The following is a 23,006-nucleotide window of genomic DNA, read 5'->3' on the forward strand; positions in this document are numbered from 1 at the left end:
GCGGCACGCCCGGGCAGAGCGCGAGGCGGGCGTCGGGCGGCAGGGCCGCCGCGCGTTGCGCGCTCAGCGCGAGGGGGCTGGAAACGTCGTGGTCGCCGTGGGCCCGTGGTGCAATGCAACGCAGGCCGGCAGCGCGCAGGGCATGCATCTGCGGACCCCAGGAATCCGAGGGCAGCGCCCAACTGGCCAGGAACACCACCGCCTTGGCGGAGGGGGCGCCGTCGTGCCAGTCCCGCACGAACAGGGACATGCCGTTGCGGGCCTGCACGTGGCCGGGCTGTGCCCGGGGCACGCTGGCGGGACGTGCCGGGCCGGGATGGCGTAGCGGCGGGGCGGAAAAGGTAACAGGGGCGGCAGGCATGGCGGCGGCTCCGGATGGGGTTGGCTGGCGAGTCCAGGCAAGCCCAGTGTCGGCGCCACGGCGCAGCAGGCCAATTACCCGGCAGGTAATGAAAGTACCCTGAGAGCCGCCCCCAGCAAGGGGCGTCTGCCATTCGTCTGGCAAATTCCTACAATTTTGAGGCCGTCAGCTTCACCTCCACCCACTCCGCGCCGCGAACGTCACGGTACAGGTCGGTCATCGCTGACTTGCTGTGACCAAGCAGCCGCTGCGCAAATTCATCGCCGTACTGCTCGGAATAGAGCCGTGCCGACAGGCTTCGCAACTCGTGAAACGTGGGCGCGGTCTTCCCTTCTTCCCATGTGATTTTGGACTTATCCCGCGCCGCAGCAAAGAATCTTGTCAGTGCTTCCGGGGTGACCTTTTGACCCGGCCTCGCCTTACTGCTGTGTGTGTTGTAATGCAGCATTGACTTCGAGACGACTGCATCGCGACAGCTCTTCACGACCTCTTCCAGGCCGATCCCGAGCGCATCCAAGCGCAGGATCATGGGAATTCTGATCTTCTTGCCGGTCTTGCTCTGTTCAACGTATAGGAAGCCGTCCTTCACATGTGAGAACTGCATCCTAGAAACGTCGTCACGACGCTGGCCGGTCAATACCGCCAACTCAAAGCTTCGCGCAACCCAAGGGGCCATGGTGAGCGCCACCTTGTGAACTACCCGGAATTGCTCAAGGGTCAGGCGAGACCGGCCGACCTCGAATCCTGGCTTCCGTGTGACCGAGACAGGATTCTTCCCGCAGTCAATCAACCCAAGCGTCTCGGCCTCGCGGAACATGTCCATCAGGGTCTTTCGGATGAGCGCTGCCATCTGTGGGCTACGGGTTGTGGTGGCGCTGGTGATGAATTCCGCCACGTCCTGGGTACGGATGTCCCGCAACCGCTTTCCGGCAAAAGGGGCCGTCAGGGCAGCGCGGATGCCGGCCTTGACGGTCATTACCGTGCTGGCGGTTGGGTTGCGCGTCTTGATGTAGGCAGCTTCATAATCGGGCGCAAACTCCTGCAGCGTTTTGCCGACAACGCTCTCCGTCATCCGGGAAACCAGAGACGTGTGTCCGCGGCGCTTTGCGACTTCCGCATTTGCTGCGCGAGCCTCTTGGAATGCCCGCGCCTGGTCGCGCCCGAGGCCGTAGTCCTTCTTGGTGTCCGGGTCGCGCCAGTAGAAGTACCCGGCGCCGTTCTGGTTCAGGTGTTGCGGCCAGTTCCTGCGCTTGAGATCCCGAGGTCTAGCGGCCACTGCTGATCCTCCTTGCCAGTTCGCCCGCGTCGTCGCAGTAGATGGCGGTCGGTTCAACGAAGTATGTTTTGCCACACTTCACCGGCATAGGAGAGATGCGCCCATTCTTTCGCCAGTTGCGCAGGGTATTGCGGTGCGGCTTTGCGCTGCCGAACACACGCTCGGCCCAGGCCTCCAGCGAGATCAGTTGCGGCATTCCGACTGCACCCATCACTTCCCTCCAATCCGCCAAGCCTGGCGGGTCAACTCGATGATTCGTTGCGCTGCTGAGTCCAATCTAGCCTTCCTGGTTATTCTGTTCGTCGCACGGATCGAGGTTTCTTCCCCTTGCTTACATGCGTAAGAGCCAGATCGGGGTCCTGCTCGACACCAAGAAGCCATCCTGAGGCGTGATGCGAGGGCCAAATACAGCGGATCGTTCCTTGCTCTGCTCCCTGTCGCCCGTCCCACTCGACCGCATCTCCAATGCGAAAGCCAACCGACGAGGCCTTGAGAATTGCGCGTTCATTCTCCAGCACTCGCTTTTCGTCGCCGAGGCTCAACAAGAGCGCTGAGACCTCTCCTAGTCGGTGGTCAATTTCCTTGAATCTGTCCATTATCTGGGCCCTCATGTTCAGCCCTTCATGATGTGTCGTGTGACACTCAGAATGCCGTTGCCTCCAGAGGGAAAAGACGTCCCTGCCGCTGGCTCGGCCTTGCTTTCGTTGGGAGCCGGTACGATCGGCTCAGCCACCTGAGCTACAGCGGGAAGTGCTTCTGCCCGGGCGCCTTCGAGGAACCGGCTACTACCCTTGCCGCCGGTAGCTTTCAGGTACTCGACCTCGACCTTTGCGCTGTTGATGATGGTCTGGCTGACTTCGGCGACTGCTTTCGCCAGCTCAACGCTGACCGGGTCCTTTTTGTCGCGCAGACCCTCCAGTGTCGCGAAGAGGTGCTCGCGCAACTTATCGATGTTTTGCATTGATCCTCCTATTGAGGTAACCCATCATTTGCATCACGGCGGCGAGGTCGGGCGGGTATTGGTGGACCGAGTTCCGCAGCATCAGATCGGCGCGCGCGACCAGTTCTAGGTTGTCGAGGTCAACGTGGCTCTTGTTGCCATCCCTGAAGGCCACCACATGGCCTGCCGGCACCGGGCCGTTCGCGGCTGTCCAGACGAGGATGTGCACCTCGATCCAGTCGGCCTTGCTATGTCCGGTGTCGGTCACCTTGCGCTGCAGGTAGCCGTGTTTGCTGACGCGCTCGCTGCCGATGGCGCGCTGGTTGTGCGAACGGCGCCCGGGTTTGAACTGCGTCGCCTGGTTACCGGGTTTGTTCCAACCCTTCATGCCCTTGTTCCAGGCTGGCTCGCCTTTGCGGTACCGCGTGGCCTCGCCGTGCTTTGCGCCAAGACGCCCAACCGCTTGGGTCGCCTGGAAGGCCGCGCTCTTCTGGATTCCCATGCGGCGGGCCATGGCGTACACGGCACCGATGGGGCGGTCGAAGGCGCGCGCGAAGGCCTCGGTGAGGGTGTCTGGGTAGAAGAGGCGCATAGCCTCGATCTCGACCTCGCTCCAGGCACGCCGCTTCATGCCGCCGCCCCTATGCGGCGCGTTTCCCCAGCCGACCAGCTAGCCATCTCCGGCACATTTGCGCGAACCAGAGCCGCCGCCATCGGTGGACTGACGCTGTTCCCGCACATCCGAACCTGGGCATGCTTCGGCAGTCGCTTGCCGTTCGCCATCGCCGGCGCGATCACGTAGGACGCAGGGAAGCCCTGCGCGGCGTAGAGTTCGTGCGGTTCAAGCATCCGCATGCCGATGTCGGCGATCTGGTATTCCTCGCCGGCCACGGTCACCAGGCCGAGCCGGTCCTTGGTCGGGATGGTGTGCATCGGGTCGCGGCAATCCTGATCCTGGCCGCCTTCGCTGTAGTACTTGACAAGGAAGGCGCGGACTTCGCCGATGTGCGTGCCCTGAGCAGAAATAGTCGGCACCGGTTCGTCGGCGGCGCTGCCCGTGCACTGGCCGCGCAGCTTGACTAGGTGGGATGACACCAGAGCGTGATGGTCGGCGGTGGTCACCGTATGAGCGGGCGCGTCAAGCGCCGCGCCGTCACCCTGGTAATTGCCCCCGTAGTGCTTGGCGAGGAAGGTCGACACGAGTGCGTGCTTGACGCCGCCGGCGACGGCCGTGCCCAGCGGCTTGTCCAGACCCGGCGCGCGCGGCGCTTGGCCCGGCCGTTCGCCGTAGCCGGTTTGGATCAGCGTCGGCGCGACAACAGCGTATGAACTGTTAGCTGTGACTGTCTGGAAGGGCGCGCGAATGTCACGTGCGCCAGATCCCCAGCGTTGCGCGGCGCCAGGCTTCCCTTCACCGTGGGATAGCGTGACGATGAACGGGTCGGCAGCCTCGATAACGTAGCGCTTCAGGCCACGTGCGATCCGGCGCTGCGTAGCATCAGCAAGCGGCCTGGCGCGCTCAAAGATACTGGGGCAGGGGATAGACCAATCGATGCATTCAGCGGCCGTGCGCCAGGGTTTGCGCTGCTTGGCCAGCACCGCGGCGGACGTGGGTGCGCCGTGGGTGGGCTCCGGCCACACGATGGGCTTGCCGTCGCAGCGACAGATCATGAACAGCCGCTTTCGGATGGTCGGGGCGCTGTAGTCGCACGCACGCAACTCGCGATACTGTACGGCGTAGCCCAGGCCGTTCAGAAGCCGTTGTGCCAGAGCGCCAGCGCGATCTAGTTCAAGGAATTCACAGGCTTCCAGGAACGCCGGGTGGTCTGCGGCAATGCCGGTCGTGAGCATAGCCACAAAGCCGTCGAACGTCTCTCCCTTCCGATCAGGGTCTGGGCGGAGCGCATCGTCCTCCCCTTTGATGACTGGGCACCACGTCACGAACTCTTCGACGTTCTCGAGAATCATGACGCGCGGGCGCACGAGCAGCGCCCAGCGTATCTTGACCCATGCCAAGCCGCGAATTTCCTTCTTCACGGGGGCGCCGCCCTTTGCCTTTGAGAAGTGCTTGCAGTCGGGTGAGAACCAAGCCAAGCCGACGGGGCGGCCCTGCGTGACCTCCAAGGGCTTTACATCCCAGACAGATTCACAAAGGTGATTGGTCTGCGGATGGTTCATCGAATGCAGCAGCACAGCTTCCGGGTCGTGGTTGATCGCGACATCGACGTGCCGGCCCAGCGCGAGTTCAATGCCGCAACTGGCGCCGCCGCCCCCGGCAAAGTTGTCCACGATCATTTCTTCGGCGATGTCGAGCAGGAATTGGTCGCGGATCAAAGCGTCTCTCCTTCGGCGATGGCGGCATCCGATGGCTGACGGTAAAGCTGGCGGAAGGCTTCCGCATCGCATTGGGATACCCAGGCGACATTGCCCTCCCCGAATTTGTACGTCGCTTGGTGCTGCCCACCCGGGAAGGTGAAGCAGGCAACGCAACGGCCCTTGTCCGTCGTCAGTCGGTGGCCGTAGACGTTCACATGGGTGACGGTGCTGCGCGGAAACTTGGTTTCCACAAGCTCGATAAGCGCCGACTCGGCAGCCTTGCGCGATCGCTTCTCCGCGCGGGCCATAGCCGTGCATGAGTGGCTGCAGTACACCATCTGGCCCACCGCAACGGCGCCGACATCGGATGCATCGAAGTGGGGGTCTGGCTCTACATCCTCCATGTCTTCGTCAACGCGGCAGCCGCAATGTCCGCATTCGTAGCGCCAGCCTGCAGCGATCAGTGCCAGCGGAGGCACCGGGCCTGGCGCGTACTGGTCGAGCTCCGGCTTGCGGCGGCAATGGTCAACGTCTCCCCATTCGCACCCTATCTCGCCGGCACCCTCGCGGCGCGCACTGGCCGAATTCGTGGCGAAGACGATTGTCCAGTTGTCGCCGCCGTCGTAGACCTCATATGCCTTCAGCGGCTTCTGTGCGCTCTCAGTCATGGCTCGATACCTCCGGGCGGCTGATCCCGAGCCGCAGCTCGCCGCACGCGCAGCGATACTTGCCGCGATAGCTGATCTTCACCATGGTGCCGCGCGCGCTCATGGTCACGTTCTTGAGCGTCACGTTGCGGACGAATTCCCACGTGTGCTTTGGCGCCAGGGTGCAGGCTTTGGGCTTATGCGCCATGGCTGGCCCCCATGACTGGCTTTTCATCCACGGCCACGGCGGCGCGGTATTCCAGCGAGAGCTTGCTTTGGTCTCCATGGCGCCCCTCGCTCCAGTTCATGGTCACTTCCTCGCTGTTCCATGACTCGCCCCGGGTCCAGGCGGAGCTGTGGCTCTCTCGGTAGCTCATGCGGAGATTGGACATACCATGCTGGCGGGCAAGCTCTACCACTGCGCGGGCGAAATCAACGTGCCGCTGAGTCACGGTTTTTTCGCTCACTTTCCCTCTCCTTTGGCGATTGCGGCGTCGGCCTGTGCGATCAGGTCGCGCTTGGGCGAGTAGCCGCTCACGACTTCCTTCCACCGCTCCAGCTCGCGGATGCGGGCGATCAGCGCGCGCACGATCCGCGCAGGCCAGGGGGCTTCGTCACGGTTCGCAACGCGCTCCAGCGCGTCGATAGCGAGGCGGCCGCTCGATTCGAATTCCTTGCGCTTGTCCTCGCTGGGCTGCTCTGCGGCCAGGATGGTGCGGGCGAAGGTGCCGATCAGTTGTTTCGGCGTCGCCTCCTTAGTGGCGCGGATGCGGTCCCACTTTGTCCACGCTTCGTCATCCGTCAGCGCCTTGGCGCTAGGTTGCGGGGCGGCGGCTTCATTCGCCGCCTGGTCTGCCAGCATGGCCTTGATCGACACCTTGAACGTGTCGTGGCACTTCTCGGCCAGGGCCTGCGGGATCATCCGCGCCTCGTCGCCGTCCGGGCAGCAGTCGCGGTATTTGACTTCGACTGGACCGATGCTCCCACAACCAGGGCAGTACCGCACCACCGGCTCCGCCTGTTGCGTGCTGGCGCTCACCCTCTCGCCCTTGCCACCCTCATTGGTGAGGGGAGCGGACTGGGCGGCGTTTAGCGCCTCGCACACCCAATCAAGCAGCTCGGTCTTGAATTCCTCGCAGGGATTGGTGTCGAAGTCCTCGCGGGCGATGCGTAGCGAGCCGCTGCACAGGAAGCCGGCGCCGTGGTGCCAGCGGCCAGACAGGGGCGCCCGGCTGACAGGTGCCGGGGGAGCGGCGCGGCGACGGCTGGGCTTTTCCTCTGCCTTCCTGCGCACGAACAATGCGTAGGGGCCGTCTTCGGTGGGGTAAATCTCCAACAGCACCCAGCCCTCGCCGGCGGGCGCGCTTGGCTCCCAGCCGCTGCAGTCGGGGTCGCCATCGTCGAAATAGCGATCAAGGAGTGCTTGGTCTTCGCAATCGCACTCCATGCTGACAAACGACGCTTCCAGGCCGAAGGCTGCCAGGAATAGGTCGTAGCGGGTGCTCTCGTCGCAGACTGGCAAGGCTGGGTGCACTAGGTGCCCATCCGCGTCACGCACCCTCTCGCGAGGGGCCAGGAGCCTTTCGGCCAGGCCTTCGAGGAGGATGTAGGGCTGAGGCGGTGCGGCAAGGTCAGCGCGCACATATTCGACGTCGGCTTTGTTCTGGCTGCTGGCGCACCAGGTGACTTCCTGCAGTTCGCTGAAACCCGTATTCACAGGGATGTCGCCAACGCACAGCACGATCCGATCCGGCGCGCCGGTAACTTGCGGCTCTGCATGTTTTTGGGCTTGGTTCATGCTGCTTCCTTGGTTGCCTTACCGCAGAAGGGGCAGAAGCTGGCTTGCATCGGGATGCTCTTGCCGCGCGTCCAGCCTTTCTTTTCGGCGGTGACTTTGAAATTGGTTAGGTGCACGATTCCGCATGCCTTCCCAAACGTGAAGCCGATTGATTCGCACTTGGCCGTAGCCGGCGAGCCGATCTTCTTGGTCATGGTTTCGGCTACCTTTGCTTCAATGTCGGTGATACAGGTACAGGTCAGTGCCATCTCACGCTCCTTCTGGTTTGCGGCCCGGGTGATCGCGGCCTTTGGGGGCATCGGCCCACCACTTCGCTGGCTTTCCGGTGGGGACGCGCTGGAATGGCATGAAAACTTCGCCGACTTGGGCCTTCTCTCTCAGGAACCCCCAGGGTTTGACGTCCCTTGCCGGCACGATGAACAGGGTCCAAACTTCCGCGGGGGTGCAGACAGCCGGCGGCCCATCCGCAATAAGGATCACGCGATGGAAGGTGTCACCGGTCAGGAAATTCCACCAGCGCACTTTGCGCATCTGAGCGTACTGGCGCGTTGCCTCCCAGTACCAGCCGAGCAGCACCAGCGAGAGCGCCCAGCGCCACGGGTGATCATGCAGGCCCCGATCGGGATCGGACCCGACGAAACGGTGCAGGTAGACACGGATCCCGAACAGCGCGCAGACGAAGTAGCGCTCGAGGTAGGGCTTGCCTTCCTCGCAGATGATCTTGACCGGCCTCTGGGCAGAGAAGGCGAGTAAAAAGCGGCGGATCATGCGAAGTGTCTCCCGTAGAGTTCGTCCAGCTTTTCGACCTGGGCACCGGTGAGTTGCGTCACCTTGCCTGCCTTCTGAACATCGACCAGCGAGCGAACGAACGACTTCTCCCATTCGGAGAGATCGCCGGTTCCGAGCAGCCCTTCGAGCCGCTTGATCATGGTGGTGGTGCTGACGAGCATGCGGCTCTCCTCTGTGGTTGCTTGGGCCGCGATCTGGCGGGCCATCGAGCGTCCGGCAAGCACCATGGCGCCTATGGAAATGACAGCCACGGCTAACGGGGCGATCATCCAGCTCATGCCGCGTCCGAATAAGGCTGGAGGTGGCGATAGGCCTTGGTCAGTCCAAAATTGACGGCATAACCTCGGCTGCGCACGATGTTGGCCAACTGCGCGCGGTCTGCGTGGCTGCCGGTGGCCTGGCGCAGCAGGCCGAAATAGCTGTTGGCGGAGGCATATACATCAGCGGCATCCATTTGGCGCAGCCGGCGGGCACCTTCGTTGACCGTACGGCGTCGCGTAGTGCGCACCCACGGCCGGATGACCTGGCCGACGAAGTCGACGCCGCGGGAGATCGGCTGCAAGATGGTCTTGGCTGGATTGAGCCGGGCGCCAAGTTCGTGCGGTAGGAATGCCTCGATGTCGTCGTGGGCAGCGTTCAACCATTGAGGCGACTCGTTCAACAGCAGAAAATCGTCCACATAGCGGATGTAGTGGCGGGCGCGTACCTGATGCTTCGCGTGCTGGTCCAGCGCGTCCAGGTAGACGTTGGCGAAGAATTGACTGCTCAGGTTGCCGATTGGCAGGCTGCGGTGCGCGGGTTGATTCAGCAGGCTCTTGTGCGGCGGCACCAGCGCCATAAGCGCTGGTGGGGCCTGCATCACCACGCCGGGGCGCGGGTCGTGCATGAGCACCAAGTCAGCCAACCACATCCACCACGGCTCGGTGATGCGGGCGGCGAGCTGGGCACGCAGTACCCGCTTGTCGATGCTGACGAAGAAATTCGCCAGGTCGCACTTCAGGTACCAGGCCGGCCGTACCCAATTCTGCGTGACGCTGCGTACCTTGGCTTCGAGCCGAAGAGCGGCATACAGCGTGCCTCGGCCTGGGATGCAGGCGCAGCTATCCGCGATAAACGAGGCATAGAAGCGCGGGGAAATGCGGTTATAGAGCAGGTGGTGCACCACCCGATCCCGGAAGTCTGCTGCCCACACCTCGCGCGCCTTCGGGCGGGTGACCACGAAGCAGATAGAGGGACCCGGCCGGTAGGTGCCTTCGATCAGTTCCCGGTGCAAGTCGTATAGATTGCGCACCAGGTCCTGCTCGAAGGCGAGTGCGCTGTGCGTGTTGCGCTTGCGCTTGCGACAGTTGAAGTACGCGATCACGAGTTCTTCAAATGACGCCTGATCTACATCGGATTGATCTGCGGACGAACCGAGCGCAAAACTCGTTGTTCTTGTGGTTGTTGTTCTGGTTTCCATTGCCAAAGTTCTGATTCCACGCGTTGTTGGAGTTGCGCTCGGACTGCGTCTATTCGTGCTATCTACGTCGCCTCGCCGAAGGCTTGGGCCGATCAGCGGGGAAACTGCGCCAGACCAGACCTGATGACTCCCAGCGGTATCCGTGATGCGCATGGCGGTGGCCTTATGAGCCAGCGGCACGACCAGATTAATAAGCACTGTCACGGTCGCCTTGACGGTCGTGAATCTGGCTTCGATGCAGAGGCCTTCTTCCATCCACCAGCCTGACGGCTGATGCTGCCGACAAGCGGCGCTGCTTTCGAGAACCCGGAGGTTGAGATCAGACGCAGGTCACTGCAGACTGTGATCTCGACTTCGAGGCCGCCGAGGTTGTCGAGAAGCTGCTCGATGTGTGGCACCTTGTCGGCGGCCTGGTTCGCTAGGCGGATATGCCTTACCACTGCTCGCGAATATGCAACCAGTCGGGCGCCATCGACCGCCCGATGGTTGCGCGGCATATGCGCTACGAGTCGGCTGCACAGTATCGTCAGTTCCATCGCCGCCTTGTACACCGCCAGTTCTGTGTGGATGGCCATGCTGAAGGACTAAATAACTAAATGATTAAAGGGGTGATCTGCGGACGAACCGAGCGCAAAACTCGTTGGTCTTGTGGTTGTAGTTCTGGCCCCCATTGCCAAAGTTCTGATTCCACGCGACGAGGGAGTTGCGCTCGGACTGCTCACTGGACCAGTACCAGGCGCTCTCGAACTCTTCCTTCAGATTCGCGAAGAGTAGGGACTGCTCTCGGCGATTGGGCAGATCGCCACCAACCGCTATTGCGCGTTCCTTAGCCTGTTCCCAGGTGACATCCTCGGCAGTGTCGGGCAGCAGGATCAGGTGGTAATCTGCCTCACCGTCCTTGCCGAGAATCACGCCGCCGTACTTTTCTCCGGCGGCGAGGATAGGGCGAGCAGCGGACAGAGTGCCCAACACGAAAGGCGTCAATGGCGCCGCGAACTCGCTAGCTAGGCTAGCCAGCCAGTTTTTCGCGACGGCATCCTTGGGGATGAGGACTTGCGCGCCGCCCACCTCGAAAGCCACCTTCTCTGTGACTTGCGTCATTGTTTGCTCCTTGAGTTTGGGGAAGGCAGGCCGCTGGCGCGGCCCGAATGGATAAAGGACAAAATTACTGAATGACTTTCAATCTGCGGACGAACCGAGCGCAAAACTCGGTGTTCTTGCGGTAGTTGATCTGGGTTCCATTGCCAAAGTTCTGAAGCCACGCGTAGTCGGAGTCGCGCTCGGACTGCGTGGAGGTGTGGTACCAGGCATCGGCAAAGGCCTCAACTCCGCCCTCCTGGAAGGCAGTGCATGCCGTCTGGCCAGGGCTCGTCTCGGTGTAGGCATAGCCGACCGGAACGCTGCTGGGGTTCTCGCCGTCGCGAAAGCTGGCATAGTTGCCAGCAGTTGGCTTGAGATTGCGATAGATGACTTCCATCTCATCGCGCGCCCCGAGGTACCAGTCATGGAAACCGTTCAGTTGCAGGCTGAGCGCCAGCTTGGCAAGCTCGCTACCGGCTTCGGCCATAGCCAGGGTGTTGGCATAACCATCGTAGTAGCTGATGGCACCATCGACACGCGCGGTCGAACTGTTCCATGCGATGCCTTTGTGCTCACCTCCATCCTTCGGTGCAACGACCAGGGCATAGATGCCGTCGATCTGGCGAATCAGACTGGCATAGAAGCCGCCGCCGATGGCATCGCCGGGCCGGAGGGAGTTGACGACTGCTTGGCTGATGGTGGTCTGTACGGCGATTGCTTCAACTGCGGTGACTGCGTTCATGGTGGTCCTCGTCTTCATCGGTGGGGTACTGCAAAAGGGTCGGGTACTTGCGGCGCTCTCAACAGAAGGAGTTGGCTTCCCGCGGTGTTTTGGGACTTGGGGCTGTCCCGCCGCTTTCCCCGGTTGATCGTTACGCGGCTTCCGCCATCGGAAGTAGGGTGGGCTGGCAAGGCTCGTCATCCAGCAGATAGCCGTTGATGTCTGACATGACGTGCACGCCGTCAAAGCGCACCCACTGGACACGGGTCTCATTGTTCGGGCCGGCACCACGGAAGAGGCGAACGGGTTGCGCCACGACCCGAACACGGTCCCATTCGTCATCGCCGGCCTTGGTCAGGGGCACCGCCTCCTTCATGTAGGCGATTTCCAGTTGATCCATCTTCGCGACGTCGCCGCGACGAACCGCGCGCTTAGCCTGGCGCTTGATCTCTTCGATATTCATGATTGGGTCCTCAGTTAAGCGCGGAGGGGCATAAGCAGCCCGCGCCAGCTGCCGTCTTGAAGGAGGTAGGCGCCAGGTTTCTCGCTGTCGGCCCACGAGATGAGCACGCTCTCGGTCTTCACCTGGCCGAGTAGGCGCAGCAGATTTGGCCCGTCAAAGGCCCCTTCAAGGTGCGACTCTTCTCCGCGCTCCTTGATTTCGAGCTCGGCATCTACGGCTTGATTTCCATCCGTGATGCTGATCGAGCAGACGTCGTAGTCCTGCTCGAACCGGACAATCCCTTTCGTGTCGAAGAGTCGGTGCAGGGGACAAACCTGCAGCAGGTCTTCGCGGCGAAATGCGACGTGCTCCGTCGGGTTGGGGAGCGCGCGGCGCCATTCGAAATACTTGGCCTGCGGGCGGTTGCAAATGACCTTCACACCGGCACGCTGACCAACGATGTGGCGCTCGAAGATCTGGAACTGCTCGACACCGATCGAGGCGAATAGCTCCGCGCCCTCGGCAGAGATCGGAATACCAAACTCACTTGTGGCAACGGGAAGGCAATTCGATGCCAGCATGGCGCCGTCCGAGGCGGTGACGTGGATGGCAGTGCCGTCTGACTCAACCCAGAGATTGCGCAAATAAGGCCGCGCATGCTCTTTGGGGCCGGCTACCGCGAACGCAACGGTAGGGATCAGCGCGGTCAGTCCTGGGGCATCGAATAGGGCGGTCGGTTTGCCTTCGATCTTGACCTCAGGATAATTTCCCCCTGGGAGGGCGGGGATGGTGAGGCGGCAAGAGCCAGCACGCGCGATCACCTTGGAGTCCTTCTTGGTGAAGATCACAGATGCGGCGCCCATGCTGGCGACTGCCTGCAGCTTGTCCGCCGGTAGGCATATGTCCACATCATCCGGGCCGATACTGGCCGGCACCGTCGCGATGACGGTCAAGGAGATGTCTGAGCCCGTCACTGCAAGCGTGGTGCCGCCGGCTTCGCCCTGGAGCCGGAGATGCGTAAGGATGTCGATGGGCGAGCGCGCTGCGGCAGCTTGGCTCGCGATCTTGAGCGCTTCGCTCAGTTTGTTTCCAGCGATGGAGAGCATGTCACTGTCCGTTCGGGGTATCCGCTGCAGCGGCGAGCTGGTCGCGGAGGATGACTAGTCCGGCGTACGCGTCTTGCGCCGCCTGGGTGTAGAAATTGCCGTGCTTGATGGCAGCGTCGATGACGCGGGCCATGTCCTGCGGCGTGGCGTAGGCTGGCGGCTTCGTCGGCGCCAGGCGCGAGCGCTCCATGAGCGCCAGGTTCTCGGCCATCGTGCGGGCGCGGAAGTCGGGGAGGCTCAAGCTGCCTCCTTTGCCAACGCTGCGGGCATTACATTGCTAGGCGTGCTCGGAAACAGGACATCGCGCAGCACACAGGCTCGCTCGAAGTTCATCGCTTCGACGGATTTCTGCAGATCGTGCTCCAGGCGCTTGCGGCGCACGTCGCTATGGACCAGCTTTCGCGGTGTCTCGCCGGCTCGATACGTGAAGAATGTGTTGGCGTTCTTGTGGGTGTGATCGCGCTGGCCAGGGCCATAGACGAACAGCCACATGCCGTTGATGCCGCCATACACGCGCCCGCGGAGCAGTCGGCCCTTGCTGTCACGCATCCAACGAACGTCGCCGTGGTTCAGCAGCGCGCCATCTTTGTCCTTGCGACTCCAGGATGAGATTTCGTCATCGCTCGGCCATCCATCGGCGCCTCGCTTGAACCGGTGAATGCCGCGCCGTTTCTCGTACTCGCCGTCCCAACTATCATTGAAGTAGGCCAGCGGGTCGGGGTTGGGGCTGGAGATATCAGGAGGCTGAAACTCGTAGCCGATAAAGACGTTGCACAGGTAGTTGCGGATGCGGCTGCGCGTGCGCTCCATCTCCAGGCGCATCACGTACGGCATGTGCTTTTCCTGATCGCGTTGATAGCGTCCGCCGTGGTCCGGCCTCTCCGGTGCGTTCACGTTCTGGAACATGTCAAACTCGATGTGGCGACCACATACTTTGAGATCGGCCTGCAGGTCGCCCTTGGTGCAGTAGCGGCTGTTGTTGCCCGTGAAGATGTAGGTCTGAGGACCGACCGTCCAGCCGAGCCTGTTGAGTTGCTGAACAATGCGCGCGAACACGTCGCGCTTGAAATCCCGCTCCCACGCTTGCTCGGCCTTGTACCCGCCGGCATCGCGGGCCGCGCGGAGGCCTTCTTCCCAAACGGCCAGGCTTGCATCGCCGAAGTGAATTTTGCCGCTGCGCTCAATGCGCCCTTTGGTCATGGTCATGCCGCCTCCGGTGACGGGACCAAGATGGCGACTACCGTAGCAAGCCTGGGATGGCGCAAGAGGTGGTGCGTATAGCTTGGCGACGCTATCGTCGAGTCGGCAGTGAAGCCGTGGGACAGCATCCATGCAATTGCCGCAACCCTGTCACCGGAGGGGGGCACCATCAGACCCCCGGAACCCGAGACGTGGATGTCCTCTGGGCGGCAGGAAACGCCGTCGTAGTAGGCGGTGGAGATCAGTTCGCCGAGGGTGTCGACGTCGGCTGCGCGATCGGCGATGACGGAGCGTTCTTCGGCGGCTTCCGCGTCAAAGCGGGCGAGGATGCGTTCTGAGAGCTTCATACTGCTTTCACCTGGACGTGATCGGCTTCACAGAGCAAGCCGCGGTTGATGGCGCTGTCATGGGCATCCCACCAGGTAGCAAACGGCCCGGTGTAGACGACCTCGTGATTGATCAGGATCTGGAAGATCACGCTTTCCTCCAGGAAAGGGAGACTGGAACGTACGAGTCGCCGGCATCATCGAGGTACGCTGACAGACCGGAGACGGCAACCATCGCCATGACGATCAGGGTGGCAACGAGCACTCGGCGCGTGTTGCGCGCTTGGCGTTCAAGCCGGTCCAGGCGATTGTTATTGCTCACGCTGCCCTCCACGAGGAGGGTCGTTGCTTCGGCGCGGCCTGCTGCTGGTCGATGCAGGTCTGCAGGTTGAGCAAAGCGACCACACCCAGGGAGATGGCGAACCAGCGGATTACGTCAATCACGACGGAGAGGGCAAACTTGAGCATCTCAGCACTCACTCGTTGGGTTAGTCCGCACTGCACTGAAAGCAGGCAATGGCTTTGGCGAGGCCGGCAATCTTGAACAGATCCAGTCCATCGCGGTCGGCGTGAATCAGCACGTCATGCGCGTGCTGCAGCGTCCAGTGGTCATCGCGGATAAGCGCGCCGTACTCCTGCGCCGCCTTGTCGATTCGCGCCTGCACTGCTCGGGCGCTTATGCTCTGGTGTGCCATCTCCGATCCCCTTGCGTGTATGTGTGCGCCCTGGGTTAGGCGGCATCCAATTGCGGGTAGACAGCGCCGCGATTGCGGTTTTCTTCGGTGCCATCCGCGTCGATCACGAACCACACGCGCGGCCCGATTGCATGCGTGATGTAGGTGCGGCGGCCGGTCCTGGCGTGGCTCGCGCGTGCAGCTTCCACGGCTTCTGCAAACGTCACGTTCTCCAGCGGCACGTGGTCCAGTTGCAGGCTCGGGGCTGATTGCAGCGTTGCAATGCGGTAGTTGGCGCGGAATACCATCTTCATCTCACCTTGCGGCGCACCGGGTGGTGCGCGAATGAGTGAAGAATAGGCAATGCCTTCTTTCGTGTCAAGAGGCAATGCCTTATTTATGTGGGATAGGCAGAACGCTATGGGTTCGACCGCTCTACGAGGATGTGGGGGAATGTCTGGTGCCCGATCCGAGCGCTCAAAGGTGGGACGATATGATGTCGCCGGAGGGAGGTGGCTGTCTGTCGCAACGTAGGCCGATGTCGGTCAAGTCGCACTTGGTGCCGCTAGGCGTTTCCTTCGGCAAGACGGTGGCCAGGCAACAAAGAATGCCCGCGCGCGGCGGGCTTGTAAGGCAGAGATACTCGCCTACTCCGGATTACGGTTGTACTTCTGGATGTACTCGTCGCGAATCCGGTCGCAGGCTCCGCGAACAAGGCGCCGCTCAGAAATTGACTTGAGATCGTCGTTCTGCTCCTTGCGGCACAACTCCAGGGCGAGCCTCAGCTTGTGTTCCTCCTTGGCCTCCGGGCGCTCTCCTTGAACGATTGCACCAATGACAAAGAGTGCCGCAAGACCACCTGCGACCCAAAGCAATGCCTTACCAGAGTGCTTTCCGGCACCGCTTATCTTATTTCCGCACTTTGGGCAAGCGGCCGCTTTGTCACTGACGTCGGCATGGCATTCACTGCACTTCACAATAGTCAAGTTCCGTCTCCTCTAAGTAACGTTGGCTCATCTCGTCGCATGTACTTCCCAGTGGGGATTGCTGACTCTCGGCTTCTCTCACAGCTGGGAGCTGGTCGCCCGGTAGTGTTGGATGGTCGCACGGGACCCATTTCGTCTAAATGAAATTGCCGTTCATGACTCCCATACTTGGATTTGCTCGTGTGATTCATATTCGACACCTGTTTTTCGGTGTCGAAGTAAAATCAATGAGTTACGTTACGCCGCAAGGAGTTTCGGAGGGTACCTGGGGTGCCTGTGGTGTGCTCCGTGAACAATGGAAGTGGATTGAGTGAGTGCCGCGCTACTGTGCTATGACTGTGCCCAAACGCGCACAATCACGCGCTGACCCGTCGGTTTTCGTTGGCAGTATTCAGAATTATTTAATTCTCCTTTTAGTGACGTTTAATTCGGAGGTGCATTATGCTCAACGAAAAAAAGGAGAGGCCGGACGACTCCCCTCCTTTGAAAATACGTGGCAACAATTTTGTCTTTATCTGCTATGGCGCCGTGACAATCCACAATTACGGCAGCAGACCGCTTACCCCAGATCAGGCCAATATCGACAAGCCAAAAAATGCCGAGGAGTCATCTTCGCCTGGGGCGCAGGGGGAAGACGTTGGAAGCGAACTCAGACGGCGCCCCGCCATCGTCCGGAGAAAGCTGGACCAACAATGAATTCGGTGCATTGGCCCGCAGGTCAAGTAGCACGAAGTTGTTATGGCTAACGACTATGCTTCGCGACTGCGCCTGAGCTCTTTGTTTTGCTTCTGAGACAATCTTACCTATCGTGGTTGTTAGGTCCATGCTCCGCTCCGATCCCGTAAATAGTGCTCAGCGAACACTTACAGTGATTCTAACGATGCGAAACAAGGGTTGTCAGTAAGGTAGTTGAAAGAATTTGCGCCTTATAAGTTGATTAATCTCAAAAACCTCTCTGTAACCTCATCTTTAGTCACATTCAGACGGGGTTCATAATGCTCATACAAAGAAACAATTAAATCGGCGAGCGTTTCTGTGGGCAGCGGTTCTCCCCAGGCGAAGTCCCCATCTAAGACGCCGAGGGCGACCCTCCTGAGGAGTTCTCTATCGTATTGGTGTGGCTCGTCTGCCGCATTTTCAACACGCGACCGAACTACCTCTGGTAGTGCCTTCCACGCTGCCGGGGTGAGCTTCTTGAACGGCCAGGAAGGAGGCGATGCGGGGTCAAGATGAGTCGTCTCTTTATGACTCTGGCTCCGCGCTGACCCGCCAGACAACTGCAGCTCTTGTTCCGTCAAGCCCCAATGGTCCGGCCCTACCACGTCGCCAAAGTAGGCAAACAGTCGTGGAAGGTGCGCCTTGCTGATGCGACCGAATTTCACCCAATCCTGAACGGAGGGTGGCTTTACGTCAAACTCCCGCGCCACGTCAATCTTCTTGACTTTCTTGAGTTTTATGGCGCTGGCGATAGCCGCACCGAGTTCTGGGCCTGTAAGCATTGCCTAATAAACCATCTGCACGTCAGATATGGCAATGCCTTTGACAAACATGAGGCAATGCCTTATTGTTGCTGGCATGGATAGGGCACTAGTCTCCCGTTTGCGGGCCGCGGTCATTGATGCCGGCGGCCCATCAAAGGTTGCACGCGAACTCGGCGTGGAGCCGCCTACGATTTCCCAGTGGATTTCGCTGGATACGCGAAGAAACCGTCCGGTTCCGACCGAGCGAATGGCGCGCCTGGAGAGACTCCTGCGCTTCCAGGTTACCCGGCAAGACCTCCGCCCCAATGACTGGCACGAGATCTGGCCAGAACTCGTTAGGGCAGAGCCGACAACCACCCAGGAGGCAGCCTGACTCATGAAATCCGCCATCAAATCCCTGTACGTCCGTTTCATCCTGTTCCTCATCGGCCCGGCGCTTGAGCAGCTGCGCCAGCGCGATGCCTTGGCATTGGCCCCGGGCGCGCCACCACCCGGGGTGGCTGATCCGGTCAATGCCATCCGCGTGCGCGAGCATGTCCGGCCCAAGCGGCCCGATCCGGCGCCGCCGCTGGCCGGCGCATCGTTCTTCATGCCGGACGGCGTGACACCGAACCTTGCCGCAACAACACCACTGATTGCGCGGGTGTACCACGCATGTTTCGCCGCCGTGGTTGGCCCGGAGGCGATGTCGGTCTCGGCAAGACAAGGGCTCATGCATCCGGGCACTGATCTGAGCCCCGCTGCGTGCACCCAGCGGGCGCTGGACATTATTCGGACTCTTTTAGTTGCATCGCTACAAGACATGCCTCCAGAGGCGAGGAAGAAGATTTCGAGAGATATAGCAGGTCATTCCCTTCTCTCAGCTGGACTGCGTCCACAAAGTACCAGAGCCCATCCTCCAGCCGAATAACGTATTCGGCCTCAACAGGTTCGAGCGACTCGTAGTAGTGGGGAGTGTCTGAGCCATCGTGCTTGGGCTCAACGTCGTAGTGATGGATTGTTACTTCGATCTTCTCTTTGTTGGTCATGTTTCGATCCGTGAACGGAGTGAAATGATGAAAACGATTGCAACGTTCTCTGGTGGGTTGTACGCCCGCCTGGTGCTGGGCTTGATCCGACCCGCCCTCATGGCGAGGGAAGGCGAGATCGCGACGGAGAAAGATCGGGCGCGGGAAACCGCAATCCGGATTGCGACCGAGCACGGCGAGCGATTGCGTGAGGCGGTCGCGAACCCCGACAGCGCGATCAGTTCTGCTCTGACCCGCGGATACGGTTCAGCTTGTCGAGGAAGGCTTTCGCCAGGGTGATTCCGCTATTGAGAGACCTCTCATAAGCGGCTTCGAACTCTGCGAGCCCTGCGGGTGCCTGGCTGTCCCTAAAGGTCTCTTCAGCTATTGAGCGATGCGTAGCGATCAACGCTTCCTTGATGTCTTCCAGTGCTTCCGGGGGCGTCCGATCGAGGTTATGGACTAACGCTAGTGCGAATGCTGCCAGTTCTCGAGTTGCGATTAGCTCTGCCTTGAGCTCGATGGTGTCGAAACCGTTTTCCATGCGTACTCCTTTCGTGGTGATTGATGGGTAGAGCCTCAATTGTCTGTGAATGGGAGTACGTGCCAATACCGCTGGCGAGGGGATGCCCTTGTCGGCGTAGAGATGTCGGCGGAGGGGCCGCCATGTTTGAGTCCTGACGGACACGGAGTGGCCGGGCCGTCTGAATCCACAACACCATGAATTGGGGTAAACGATGAAGTCAATCAGTATCGTAGTGAGCAAGGGCGGCACAGATATTGTCCCGCTGGTCATGAATCTGGAGAGAGCCACGGCCCTCGATGCGCTCAAGTTCGTCCAAAACGTCATCGAGCTATTGGACATGGAGGGCCTTGCCGCGAAGGAGGGCAGGACGCTGAACCACCCCCTCGCCGGGGGAGTTGGCGCGCTGCCCGTAAAAAATGCTGCCAAGCTGCGCGAGGTATGGGCCTTCTTCAAAGACTGGGCCGTAGCAGATGCTGAGCGGGAGAGTGCGCCGTTGCCCGCCCAGGCACACGGTGCGAATTGCGTACCTTCGCTGACGGAATGGCAAAAGCAGCGCGTCGCCGAGACGCTCTCGCAGTTTCTGCTGGGAGGCGGAGACTTAAGCCGGCTCGGCCGCGTGCGCGAGAGCCTGGTGAGGGAACTGGCTGTCCTCAACGCGCCTGGTTCGATGCCGGTGGGGAACGGGGCCTGAGCTGTGACATCCCTCAGCATCGACCACATTGTCGTGGCAGTCGTCGTGGCTGCTGCCACGGCGCTCGCAGTGCAGCTGCTCTTTCGGCTGCCGCTCTGGCGCAAGCGGGCCGCGGCCGCCGCTGAGCTGCGAGCGGTGCGCGCCAGCTTGGATGCTCTGCCGGGGCCGCGGCACATCCGCGACTTCGACGCCGAACCAACGTATCCGCTCGAGCCCGCGCCGCCGCTGCAAGGTGACTCGCTATTCGAGGCCGATGGCGTAACGCCAAATCCGGCTGCGACGACGCCGCTGCTCAGTCGGATCGAAAGCGCATGCATCGTCGTGACGCTTGGCGCAAAAGAGACTGGCTTCGGGACAAAGCGGGCCCTGAGGCATCCGAGCGTGGATCTGCGATCGAGCAGGTGCAACAAGGACGCCGCCGAGATTCTGTTCCTCACTCTAGCTGCTTTGCTAAAAGCCGCGCCTCCTGAGGTATCTGACCGGCTTTCGAGAGATGCAGCTGAGTACCGGTATTCAGCTGACGGACTGATCCCAGCCCGGCCACGAGAAGTGTCGGGGCCGGCCAGCTCAGAGCCCCTAGTAGCGGTGTTAGCGCGTGTTAGGGCTGCGTTTGCGGCAGAACTCAGGGAGAAATTCAGTCGCCCAGGTTGAAATCGTCCGCGAGTTCCGGCCAGAGCTCGTCCAGGTCTGTTCCTTCTTGTTGGTCGAAGCCTCTTTTGAGCGACCGCAGCAATGCCTTGAGGTTTCCTGGATCCGGATGGGTAACAACGAGCAGGTGAATGACCGACTGCATCAGAGTCACTTGCTTTTGCAGAGTAGAAACGGCGTCCATGCGTACCCCATTGGTGGGTTGAGAAGGTCAGAGATCTCAAGTTTGCCATGACAGTGGGTACGCACCCCATTCGATAGATGACCGCAGTGTAGGCGGCTGTGTTGCAACAAACCACATTGAGGTAAGGCAATGACTCATGAGTGCCTGATGAACATTGAAGACGCTGCCTACCGGGTTGCGCACGACTACCCGGGTGGCGTCCCGGCGCTGGCGGCGCGCATGGGTGTGCGCAGCGCTGCGGTCCTGCAAAACAAGCTCAACCCGAGCCAGATCCAGAACCACCTGACCTTGAGGGAGGCCTTCGACATCACGGCGATGACCGGCGACCCGCGCATCGTCGACACCTTCGCTTCGGTCATTGGCCGGATCACCGTCAAGTTGCCGCAAATAGGTGATTTGTCCGACCAGGCTCTGCTGGACCAAGCAGGGAAGATGATCTCCGGCATGGGCTCGGCGTTCAGTGAATTCACGAAGCGCTACGAGGACGGCGAGATCTGCCTGAATGACCTGATCGTCCTGACAGCGATGGGACACGATCTGATTCAGTGTGTGATGGAGTGGATCAAGCGGATTGAGGCTATCCACGTCGCATCGGCGGTTCGACGTGGCGACACCGAAGCTACCGCCGACAGCAAGTCAATCCGGAGGGTGGTATGAGCACGCCAGCCTCACAGAGGATCAAGCAGGTCGGGACGCTGCCGGCCTTCATGCTCGCCGGCACTGGCACGATTGCCAGGCTACTGGAAGTTTCCTCCCAGCACTATCGCCAGAACGCCTGGGCCGCGCCCGAGTACCGACTGCTGGCGGCCATTGTGGCGCAATGGCTCAACGAGCTATGCGACTTGGCGACCAAGCAGCAGACGGACGAAGGCAGGCTTTGGCCGAGCGGGGAGGCACAGCGCCTGCTGGTCCATGACCGCCCGAGCATCGAGGCGATGCTGTCGTGGCTGGGAGTTCATCCGGATTGGATCGATCGCGTGCTGGCGACTCTCGGCCTGACATTCATCCGAACGGAAAAGGAGGCGGCGTGATTCACGAGCTCATGCCGCGGGCGGACATTCGCCTGGAAGGCGCCAACGCGGCGCGCGCCGGAAAGACCGTAGACGCGTGCCGCCATCCCGATACCCCGGACTACGTGAACGAGTGGAAGCACGGCTATTACAGCGCGCTGGCCGGAACGTTTGAGTGGCCGAAGACTGAACGCGCATAGGAGGACGCATGCACACGGCAGTCGCCAATACCAGTATTCGCAACTACGACCGGATGAAGACGTCCGGCGAGCTTGGCCGTGTCCAGCAGGAAATCATGGACGCGATTGGCGCCAACCCGCGCGATTACTCGCTGCAGGAGCTGGCGCAGGCATCCGGGTTGGCAATCAACACCGTGAGCGGCCGGGTCAATGAGCTGCGTAAGAAAGGGCTGCTGGAGTTGGGCCCGTCGCGCGCATGCAAGAAGACTGGCCGCACGATCCGCCCGGTACGCCGGCCCCATCCGCAGAGGGCGCTGTTCTGATGGCGATGGTTCGAATCATTGCGGGTGGCAAGGCCATCCGCGTCAACCCGATCCTGCATCCGGACATGCTGTGCCACGGTCAGCAATGCTACCTGCGCATCCCTGGCGTCTGCCGCAACGACCCGGCCACCGTGGTGCCGGCGCACTCCAACCAGCTGAAGGACGGGAAGGGCAAGGGTTTGAAGGCGGACGACCGGATGACGGTACCGGCCTGCGCCCAATGCCACTACGAGCTGGACCAGGGGAGGCGGCTGAGCAAGGAGCAGCGCCGCCAGATCTGGGACCGAGCCTATGCACGTTGGAGCGCTTACCGAGAACAGGAATACGGCGTGCCGGCGGCGCGCGCAGGAGCAGTTGCGTGAGGATCATCATCATGCCCCAGTACTGGCAAGTCAGGGGGCAAAATGTCGCCTGCGTGGGCCCACACGCGCTTCGCGGTGGGTTTGTGCGCACCTATCGAAAGGAGCTGAGTAATGGTGACACGGGCAGAAATCATCCGGGCGCTCGAGGCGACGCGACAAGCAGGTTGCTGGTTCAGCGTAGGCTTCAGGGCGCCGTTCGGTGGCCAGGAGGCGGAACTGACGCCGGAAGATATTGCGGCATGCATTCTGGATGGGGTCAATTTGCCTGCTCGAAAGACAGGGCTGACGCCGGACGAGTATGCCGAGTGGATCGAGCAGGACGGGCACGTTCAGTGCAGTGCCAAGACAAAGGCTGGCCGGCAATGCCGCAAGTCCGCATCAGGGGCTGCAGTGACAGACCCGGCGGAGTGGAAGGCGCTGCGGGCGACTGCCCCATATTGCCCGATTCACGGGGGGTAGCTGAGGGGCGCTATG

Annotated in this window: 41 protein-coding genes and 1 pseudogene; 11 read left to right on the top strand and 31 right to left on the bottom strand. The window is 61.2% G+C overall.

Annotated elements, in window-relative coordinates; genetic code table 11:
- From P3W85_RS29660 to P3W85_RS29795, 28 genes and pseudogenes are all read right to left on the bottom strand, one after another.
- Positions 1 to 361 (bottom strand): annotated as a pseudogene (locus P3W85_RS29660) (hypothetical protein); the annotation flags it as partial.
- A gap of 148 nt (positions 362 to 509) precedes the next feature.
- Positions 510 to 1,637, bottom strand: a complete 1,128-nt coding sequence (locus tag P3W85_RS29665; RefSeq protein ID WP_276267380.1) for a tyrosine-type recombinase/integrase — start codon at positions 1,635 to 1,637, stop codon at positions 510 to 512.
- Complete coding sequence (locus P3W85_RS29670) at positions 1,627 to 1,833, bottom strand: excisionase (RefSeq protein ID WP_276267381.1); 207 nt, start codon at positions 1,831 to 1,833, stop codon at positions 1,627 to 1,629. Before P3W85_RS29670 ends, P3W85_RS29665 begins: the two co-directional genes overlap by 11 nt.
- A 417-nt stretch (positions 1,834 to 2,250) precedes the next feature.
- Entirely contained in the window at positions 2,251 to 2,598 is a 348-nt protein-coding gene (locus P3W85_RS29675) for a hypothetical protein (protein ID WP_276267382.1), read from the bottom strand.
- The gene (locus P3W85_RS29680) at positions 2,582 to 3,208 is read right to left on the bottom strand and encodes an HNH endonuclease signature motif containing protein (RefSeq protein WP_276267383.1); all 627 of its coding nucleotides are present in this window, start codon (positions 3,206 to 3,208) and stop codon (positions 2,582 to 2,584) included. Before P3W85_RS29680 ends, P3W85_RS29675 begins: the two co-directional genes overlap by 17 nt.
- Positions 3,205 to 4,911, bottom strand: coding sequence for a DNA cytosine methyltransferase (locus P3W85_RS29685; protein ID WP_276267384.1), 1,707 nt, complete (start codon positions 4,909 to 4,911; stop codon positions 3,205 to 3,207). The genes P3W85_RS29680 and P3W85_RS29685 overlap by 4 nt, the downstream gene beginning before the upstream one ends.
- Positions 4,908 to 5,561 carry a hypothetical protein gene (locus P3W85_RS29690; protein WP_276267385.1) on the bottom strand — a complete coding sequence of 218 codons (654 nt, stop codon included), beginning with the start codon at positions 5,559 to 5,561 and terminating at the stop codon, positions 4,908 to 4,910. The genes P3W85_RS29685 and P3W85_RS29690 overlap by 4 nt, the downstream gene beginning before the upstream one ends.
- Positions 5,554 to 5,748 (bottom strand): hypothetical protein, encoded by a 195-nt coding sequence (locus P3W85_RS29695; RefSeq protein ID WP_276267386.1) that lies wholly within the window; start codon positions 5,746 to 5,748, stop codon positions 5,554 to 5,556. The genes P3W85_RS29690 and P3W85_RS29695 overlap by 8 nt, the downstream gene beginning before the upstream one ends.
- Positions 5,738 to 6,007: a hypothetical protein gene (locus P3W85_RS29700; RefSeq protein WP_276267387.1), complete on the bottom strand. Its 270-nt coding sequence runs from the start codon at positions 6,005 to 6,007 to the stop codon at positions 5,738 to 5,740. The genes P3W85_RS29695 and P3W85_RS29700 overlap by 11 nt, the downstream gene beginning before the upstream one ends.
- Positions 6,004 to 7,338, bottom strand: coding sequence for a hypothetical protein (locus P3W85_RS29705; protein ID WP_276267388.1), 1,335 nt, complete (start codon positions 7,336 to 7,338; stop codon positions 6,004 to 6,006). The genes P3W85_RS29700 and P3W85_RS29705 overlap by 4 nt, the downstream gene beginning before the upstream one ends.
- Positions 7,335 to 7,586 (bottom strand): hypothetical protein, encoded by a 252-nt coding sequence (locus P3W85_RS29710; RefSeq protein WP_276267389.1) that lies wholly within the window; start codon positions 7,584 to 7,586, stop codon positions 7,335 to 7,337. The genes P3W85_RS29705 and P3W85_RS29710 overlap by 4 nt, the downstream gene beginning before the upstream one ends.
- A gap of 1 nt (position 7,587) precedes the next feature.
- Positions 7,588 to 8,106 carry a hypothetical protein gene (locus P3W85_RS29715; RefSeq protein ID WP_276267390.1) on the bottom strand — a complete coding sequence of 173 codons (519 nt, stop codon included), beginning with the start codon at positions 8,104 to 8,106 and terminating at the stop codon, positions 7,588 to 7,590.
- Positions 8,103 to 8,405, bottom strand: coding sequence for a hypothetical protein (locus P3W85_RS29720; RefSeq protein WP_276267391.1), 303 nt, complete (start codon positions 8,403 to 8,405; stop codon positions 8,103 to 8,105). The genes P3W85_RS29715 and P3W85_RS29720 overlap by 4 nt, the downstream gene beginning before the upstream one ends.
- Entirely contained in the window at positions 8,402 to 9,586 is a 1,185-nt protein-coding gene (locus P3W85_RS29725; protein ID WP_276267392.1) for an RNA-directed DNA polymerase, read from the bottom strand. The genes P3W85_RS29720 and P3W85_RS29725 overlap by 4 nt, the downstream gene beginning before the upstream one ends.
- Before the next feature lie 200 nt (positions 9,587 to 9,786).
- A complete protein-coding gene (locus P3W85_RS29730; protein WP_276267393.1) occupies positions 9,787 to 10,161 on the bottom strand; it encodes a four helix bundle protein in 375 nt (124 codons plus the stop codon).
- Between the two features lie 25 nt (positions 10,162 to 10,186).
- On the bottom strand, positions 10,187 to 10,687 hold the full coding sequence (locus P3W85_RS29735) for a DUF1566 domain-containing protein (RefSeq protein WP_276267394.1): 501 nt from the start codon (positions 10,685 to 10,687) through the stop codon (positions 10,187 to 10,189).
- Between the two features lie 64 nt (positions 10,688 to 10,751).
- Positions 10,752 to 11,408, bottom strand: a complete 657-nt coding sequence (locus tag P3W85_RS29740; RefSeq protein ID WP_276267395.1) for a DUF1566 domain-containing protein — start codon at positions 11,406 to 11,408, stop codon at positions 10,752 to 10,754.
- A 130-nt stretch (positions 11,409 to 11,538) separates the two neighbouring features.
- Positions 11,539 to 11,850: a hypothetical protein gene (locus P3W85_RS29745; RefSeq protein ID WP_276267396.1), complete on the bottom strand. Its 312-nt coding sequence runs from the start codon at positions 11,848 to 11,850 to the stop codon at positions 11,539 to 11,541.
- Between the two features lie 14 nt (positions 11,851 to 11,864).
- Positions 11,865 to 12,935, bottom strand: a complete 1,071-nt coding sequence (locus P3W85_RS29750; RefSeq protein ID WP_276267397.1) for a hypothetical protein — start codon at positions 12,933 to 12,935, stop codon at positions 11,865 to 11,867.
- A 1-nt stretch (position 12,936) separates the two neighbouring features.
- Entirely contained in the window at positions 12,937 to 13,176 is a 240-nt protein-coding gene (locus P3W85_RS29755; RefSeq protein WP_276267398.1) for a hypothetical protein, read from the bottom strand.
- Positions 13,173 to 14,141 carry a hypothetical protein gene (locus P3W85_RS29760; protein ID WP_276267399.1) on the bottom strand — a complete coding sequence of 323 codons (969 nt, stop codon included), beginning with the start codon at positions 14,139 to 14,141 and terminating at the stop codon, positions 13,173 to 13,175. Before P3W85_RS29760 ends, P3W85_RS29755 begins: the two co-directional genes overlap by 4 nt.
- The gene (locus P3W85_RS29765) at positions 14,138 to 14,482 is read right to left on the bottom strand and encodes a hypothetical protein (RefSeq protein ID WP_276267400.1); all 345 of its coding nucleotides are present in this window, start codon (positions 14,480 to 14,482) and stop codon (positions 14,138 to 14,140) included. The genes P3W85_RS29760 and P3W85_RS29765 overlap by 4 nt, the downstream gene beginning before the upstream one ends.
- Positions 14,479 to 14,613, bottom strand: a complete 135-nt coding sequence (locus P3W85_RS29770; RefSeq protein ID WP_276267401.1) for a hypothetical protein — start codon at positions 14,611 to 14,613, stop codon at positions 14,479 to 14,481. The genes P3W85_RS29765 and P3W85_RS29770 overlap by 4 nt, the downstream gene beginning before the upstream one ends.
- Complete coding sequence (locus P3W85_RS29775; protein WP_276267402.1) at positions 14,610 to 14,783, bottom strand: hypothetical protein; 174 nt, start codon at positions 14,781 to 14,783, stop codon at positions 14,610 to 14,612. The genes P3W85_RS29770 and P3W85_RS29775 overlap by 4 nt, the downstream gene beginning before the upstream one ends.
- On the bottom strand, positions 14,780 to 14,929 hold the full coding sequence (locus P3W85_RS29780) for a hypothetical protein (RefSeq protein WP_276267403.1): 150 nt from the start codon (positions 14,927 to 14,929) through the stop codon (positions 14,780 to 14,782). The genes P3W85_RS29775 and P3W85_RS29780 overlap by 4 nt, the downstream gene beginning before the upstream one ends.
- Before the next feature lie 20 nt (positions 14,930 to 14,949).
- On the bottom strand, positions 14,950 to 15,156 hold the full coding sequence (locus tag P3W85_RS29785; protein ID WP_276267404.1) for a hypothetical protein: 207 nt from the start codon (positions 15,154 to 15,156) through the stop codon (positions 14,950 to 14,952).
- Between the two features lie 35 nt (positions 15,157 to 15,191).
- The gene (locus P3W85_RS29790; protein ID WP_276267405.1) at positions 15,192 to 15,449 is read right to left on the bottom strand and encodes a hypothetical protein; all 258 of its coding nucleotides are present in this window, start codon (positions 15,447 to 15,449) and stop codon (positions 15,192 to 15,194) included.
- A 333-nt stretch (positions 15,450 to 15,782) separates the two neighbouring features.
- Entirely contained in the window at positions 15,783 to 16,112 is a 330-nt protein-coding gene (locus P3W85_RS29795) for a zinc-ribbon domain-containing protein (RefSeq protein WP_346430302.1), read from the bottom strand.
- Positions 16,113 to 16,562: 450 nt separating this feature from the next.
- Between P3W85_RS29795 and P3W85_RS29800 the strand changes: the two genes are divergently transcribed.
- On the top strand, positions 16,563 to 16,817 hold the full coding sequence (locus P3W85_RS29800) for a hypothetical protein (RefSeq protein ID WP_276267407.1): 255 nt from the start codon (positions 16,563 to 16,565) through the stop codon (positions 16,815 to 16,817).
- Positions 16,818 to 17,047: 230 nt separating this feature from the next.
- Here the strand turns inward: P3W85_RS29800 and P3W85_RS29805 are convergent, their stop codons facing one another.
- Positions 17,048 to 17,620 (bottom strand): hypothetical protein, encoded by a 573-nt coding sequence (locus tag P3W85_RS29805; RefSeq protein ID WP_276267408.1) that lies wholly within the window; start codon positions 17,618 to 17,620, stop codon positions 17,048 to 17,050.
- Between the two features lie 76 nt (positions 17,621 to 17,696).
- Between P3W85_RS29805 and P3W85_RS45635 the strand changes: the two genes are divergently transcribed.
- Together P3W85_RS45635 and P3W85_RS29810 are read left to right on the top strand one after the other, a co-directional pair.
- Positions 17,697 to 17,975 (top strand): transcriptional regulator, encoded by a 279-nt coding sequence (locus tag P3W85_RS45635; protein ID WP_430869651.1) that lies wholly within the window; start codon positions 17,697 to 17,699, stop codon positions 17,973 to 17,975.
- Positions 17,976 to 17,978: 3 nt separating this feature from the next.
- On the top strand, positions 17,979 to 18,512 hold the full coding sequence (locus P3W85_RS29810) for a hypothetical protein (RefSeq protein ID WP_276267409.1): 534 nt from the start codon (positions 17,979 to 17,981) through the stop codon (positions 18,510 to 18,512).
- Between the two features lie 335 nt (positions 18,513 to 18,847).
- Here the strand turns inward: P3W85_RS29810 and P3W85_RS29815 are convergent, their stop codons facing one another.
- A complete protein-coding gene (locus tag P3W85_RS29815) occupies positions 18,848 to 19,153 on the bottom strand; it encodes a hypothetical protein (protein ID WP_276267410.1) in 306 nt (101 codons plus the stop codon).
- 193 nt (positions 19,154 to 19,346) lie between these two features.
- Here P3W85_RS29815 and P3W85_RS29820 point away from each other — a divergent pair, with 193 nt between their 5' ends.
- Positions 19,347 to 19,826, top strand: coding sequence for a hypothetical protein (locus P3W85_RS29820; protein WP_276267411.1), 480 nt, complete (start codon positions 19,347 to 19,349; stop codon positions 19,824 to 19,826).
- Positions 19,827 to 19,829: 3 nt separating this feature from the next.
- Positions 19,830 to 20,477, top strand: coding sequence for a hypothetical protein (locus tag P3W85_RS29825; RefSeq protein ID WP_276267412.1), 648 nt, complete (start codon positions 19,830 to 19,832; stop codon positions 20,475 to 20,477).
- Here the strand turns inward: P3W85_RS29825 and P3W85_RS29830 are convergent.
- Entirely contained in the window at positions 20,461 to 20,658 is a 198-nt protein-coding gene (locus P3W85_RS29830; protein WP_276267413.1) for a hypothetical protein, read from the bottom strand. The two genes, P3W85_RS29825 and P3W85_RS29830, sit on opposite strands and share 17 nt — an antisense overlap.
- A 147-nt stretch (positions 20,659 to 20,805) precedes the next feature.
- Here P3W85_RS29830 and P3W85_RS29835 point away from each other — a divergent pair, with 147 nt between their 5' ends.
- The 6 genes from P3W85_RS29835 (at position 20,806) to P3W85_RS29860 (ending at position 22,991) form a co-directional block, all read left to right on the top strand.
- Entirely contained in the window at positions 20,806 to 21,315 is a 510-nt protein-coding gene (locus tag P3W85_RS29835; RefSeq protein WP_276267414.1) for a phage regulatory CII family protein, read from the top strand.
- The gene (locus P3W85_RS29840) at positions 21,312 to 21,689 is read left to right on the top strand and encodes a hypothetical protein (RefSeq protein ID WP_276267415.1); all 378 of its coding nucleotides are present in this window, start codon (positions 21,312 to 21,314) and stop codon (positions 21,687 to 21,689) included. The genes P3W85_RS29835 and P3W85_RS29840 overlap by 4 nt, the downstream gene beginning before the upstream one ends.
- Positions 21,686 to 21,868, top strand: a complete 183-nt coding sequence (locus tag P3W85_RS29845) for a hypothetical protein (RefSeq protein WP_276267416.1) — start codon at positions 21,686 to 21,688, stop codon at positions 21,866 to 21,868. The genes P3W85_RS29840 and P3W85_RS29845 overlap by 4 nt, the downstream gene beginning before the upstream one ends.
- A gap of 8 nt (positions 21,869 to 21,876) precedes the next feature.
- Entirely contained in the window at positions 21,877 to 22,170 is a 294-nt protein-coding gene (locus tag P3W85_RS29850; RefSeq protein ID WP_276267417.1) for a winged helix-turn-helix domain-containing protein, read from the top strand.
- A complete protein-coding gene (locus P3W85_RS29855) occupies positions 22,170 to 22,532 on the top strand; it encodes a nuclease domain-containing protein (protein WP_276267418.1) in 363 nt (120 codons plus the stop codon). Before P3W85_RS29850 ends, P3W85_RS29855 begins: the two co-directional genes overlap by 1 nt.
- 111 nt (positions 22,533 to 22,643) lie before the next feature.
- On the top strand, positions 22,644 to 22,991 hold the full coding sequence (locus P3W85_RS29860) for a hypothetical protein (RefSeq protein WP_276267419.1): 348 nt from the start codon (positions 22,644 to 22,646) through the stop codon (positions 22,989 to 22,991).
- The last annotated feature ends 15 nt before the right edge of the window (positions 22,992 to 23,006 follow it).

Source organism: Cupriavidus basilensis, from assembly GCF_029335485.1.
GTDB lineage: Bacteria > Pseudomonadota > Gammaproteobacteria > Burkholderiales > Burkholderiaceae > Cupriavidus > Cupriavidus basilensis_E.